Here is a 2,954-nt window from a genome sequence, read left to right on the forward strand (position 1 = left end):
GGGGTGGTTCATCCCCTCGCGGTGGGATCCGGCCCGCCTCTCCCCGCTTCCCGTGGTCCGTACAGTTCCCGGTGGGAGGGGAAGACCCCGCCCGGCGTGCGCACCGACTCCGCCGCCAGGACGCCCCGTACCACCGCCCGGCACAGCACGTCCGCCCCCGCCGCCAGCACGGCGTTCGTCTCCGCCAGCCGGGCCGCCCCGTCCTTCGGCAGCGGGCACGCCCCGGTGGCCAGGCCGAAGACCGTGTCGCCGTCGCTGAGCAGGTGCACCGGACGGATGGCGCGGGCCAGCCCGTCGTGCGCGGTCGTCGCCAGCCTCCGTGCCCTGGCGGGGTCCAGGGCGGCATCCGTCGCCACCACCGCCAGCGTCGTGTTCAACGGCGCGGCCAGGGTGTTGGGCGTGAGCCGCTCGGTCTCCCGGCCGGCCTCCTCCACGGCACGGAGAGCGGCGGCGTGCACCCGGGCCGGGGGCACCCTGTGCGGTTCGGCCCACAGAGCCCCGGTCCCGGGGTCCACCACCGGGCCCGAGGGGTTGACCGCCACCAGCGCCGCCACGGTGATCCCGGAGGGCAGTCGGGTGGAGGCGGTGCCCACGCCGCCCTTCAACCCACCGGCCACCGCTCCCGCTCCGGCTCCGACATTGCCCTCGGCCGGTGTCCCGCCCGCGAGCGCGGCCCGGGCCGCCTCCCGGCCGAGCGCGGCGTCCGGACGGGCCGTCCACCTCCCGCCGCGCCCGAGGTCGAACAGAACGGCCGCGGGGACCACCGGCACCACCTGATGGGGGGCGGGGCCCACCGGATAGCCCCGTTCCCGCTCCGCCAGCCACGAGACGACACCGTCGGCGGCCGCCAACCCGAAGGCGCTGCCGCCGGAGAGCACGACCGCGTGGACCCGTTCCACCAGGTTTCCCGGAGTCAGGGCGTCGGTCTCCCTGGTGCCGGGCCCACCGCCGCGCACGTCCACGCCGGCCACCACCCCCTCCGGCGGAGCGAGGACCACCGTCGTGCCGCTCAGCCACCCGTCGTCCAACCGGTGGGCGTGTCCCACCAGGAGCCCCTCCACGTCCGTCAACGATCCCTCCGGGCCCGCTTCCCCGCCGGCCCCCGGCTCCGACGCCGGCGGGTTCCCGCGCGTGTGTGGTGTACCGGACCGTGTATCCCGCTCTGTTTCCCGCATGGGGGACGCATACCACGCGGGTCGGCGCGGGGCCGGGGAGGCCGGACGGCGATCCGTCCCCGGACAGGGGCGTTTATCGGACGTCAATCGTTGTGCGGCACGCTTCGAACATGTCTGGAGAACACCATGGGGGGTCGGGCCCGGAGGATCCGGGGCCGACGGATGTGCTGAACCACGCGGAACTGCTGGACCGGTGGGAACGTGCCGCCCGGGCGCTGTCCGGGCTCGGTGTGCGGGCCGGGTCGCGGGTCGCGGTCCTCCTGCCGATGGGGCTGGAATCGGTCGTTGTCACCCTGGCCTGTGTCAGCCTCCAGGCCGTGCGGGTCTCCCTGGCGGCGGATGAGCCACCCGCCCGGCTGGCGCACCGGCTGCGGACCTCCGGCGCGATGGTGGTCGTCACTCCCGACGCCCTCGCGGGAGACGGCCGGCCGGTGGCGGTCAAGGCGTCGCTGGAGCGTGCCCTGGGCGGTTGCCCCGGGGTGCGCGGTGTGGTGGTGGTGCACCACCACCCCCGGCCGGTGCCCTGGACCCCGGGCAGGGACCACTGGTGGCATGAGCTCACGGACCGGGAGGCGGGCCACTCGCGGCCGTACCCTGGGGACATGACCTCCTTTCCGTCCGGCGGGGACCTTGATGGTGGACCTCCCGGCCCCGGTGGGCCCGATCCCCTCGCGACTCCGCCCGCCCGTCGCGTGCCCCTGATCTTCGACGACCCCCTGAGCGGCGCCGCGCCCGACGACACCGACCTCGGGTGGGGCGAGCGGCCCGCGGGCATCGGCGGCGGGGACGATCTCGCGCGCTTCCTCGACGAGAAGCCCCCGCACCACCTCTGACCGGGCCCCGGCGCCCCCGGACATGACCGCCCGTGCCGGGGCGGCGGACGACGGACCCCGCCCCCTCCGGGGCCCCGCGTCCCGTGAGCCGTCCGGCCGCCTCAGTCGCCGAGCCGTTTCCCGGTTCCGGGGGAGTCACCGCCGTCGGGACCGCTCCCGCCGTCCGGGGCGGGGGAGCGCTGGGCCCCGATTGCGACGGTGCCGTTCTCCGCCGCCCTGCGCTGCGCGATCAACTCGTCGCGGATCTCGACGAGGAGGTCCAGCTCCGTCTTCGGGGGCGCGGCGGTGTCCTTCGGCCTGCGCGCCTCCATCCGGGCCTTGTACCGGGTGAGCGGCATGATCATGAGGAAGTAGACGACGGCGGCGGTGATGAGGAAGGTGAGACCGGCGCTCACCACCGTTCCCCAGCGGATCGGGATGCCGGAGACGATCTCGCCCGCCGCGTTGGTCTCGCAGGGGCCCTTGAGGCAGGACTGGTACAGGTCCAGATCCTGTGTCCCGAACGCGCCGACCACCGGGTTGATGACGCCCTCCACCACCGAGTTCACGATGTTGGTGAAGGCGGCTCCGATGACCACGGCCACGGCCAGTTCGACCACGTTGCCGCGCATCAGGAACTCCTTGAAGCCCCCGAGGACGCTCTGCTGCTCCTTGCTCAACGCACTGCCTTTCCGTCTCCGATGACGTTCCGGTGCCCACCCGCGGCGGGAGGGGGGATGTCATCGGCTCACCAGCGGGGGTCGGGCGCCGCAGGCGCCCCGACCCGGCCGGAACCCTCTCGATCCCGGCGCCCGCCACAGTGTCCCCGGTGCGGGATGTGGGGGCCATCCCCTTCCCCGTCCACCGGTGTTCCCCGGTGGTGAGCCGGCCCGGGCCGCGCCGGTACCGGTGCCCGGTCGGACGGGGTTCCGCTCCCGGTGCCCGGCCGGGGGGTGTCGGGCGGGAG

3 protein-coding genes are annotated in these 2,954 nt (G+C 75.1%); 1 reads left to right on the forward strand and 2 read right to left on the reverse strand.

Translation table 11 applies throughout. From position 1 onward, the window contains the following. Positions 1–8: 8 nt before the first annotated feature. On the reverse strand, positions 9–1,175 hold the full coding sequence (locus FNQ90_RS18160; protein WP_182607348.1) for a P1 family peptidase: 1,167 nt from the start codon (positions 1,173–1,175) through the stop codon (positions 9–11). Between the two features lie 164 nt (positions 1,176–1,339). On the opposite strand from FNQ90_RS18160, the gene FNQ90_RS18165 reads away from it, so the two are divergent. Beyond that, positions 1,340–2,008 carry an AMP-binding protein gene (locus FNQ90_RS18165; protein ID WP_323380043.1) on the forward strand — a complete coding sequence of 223 codons (669 nt, stop codon included), beginning with the start codon at positions 1,340–1,342 and terminating at the stop codon, positions 2,006–2,008. Between the two features lie 101 nt (positions 2,009–2,109). Here the strand turns inward: FNQ90_RS18165 and FNQ90_RS18170 are convergent, their stop codons facing one another. Then, positions 2,110–2,619, reverse strand: coding sequence for a large conductance mechanosensitive channel protein MscL (locus FNQ90_RS18170; RefSeq protein ID WP_407699390.1), 510 nt, complete (start codon positions 2,617–2,619; stop codon positions 2,110–2,112). Positions 2,620–2,954 lie beyond the last annotated feature (335 nt).

Origin of the sequence: Streptomyces alkaliphilus, assembly GCF_014141535.1 — a bacterium.
Lineage (GTDB): Bacteria > Actinomycetota > Actinomycetes > Streptomycetales > Streptomycetaceae > Streptomyces > Streptomyces alkaliphilus.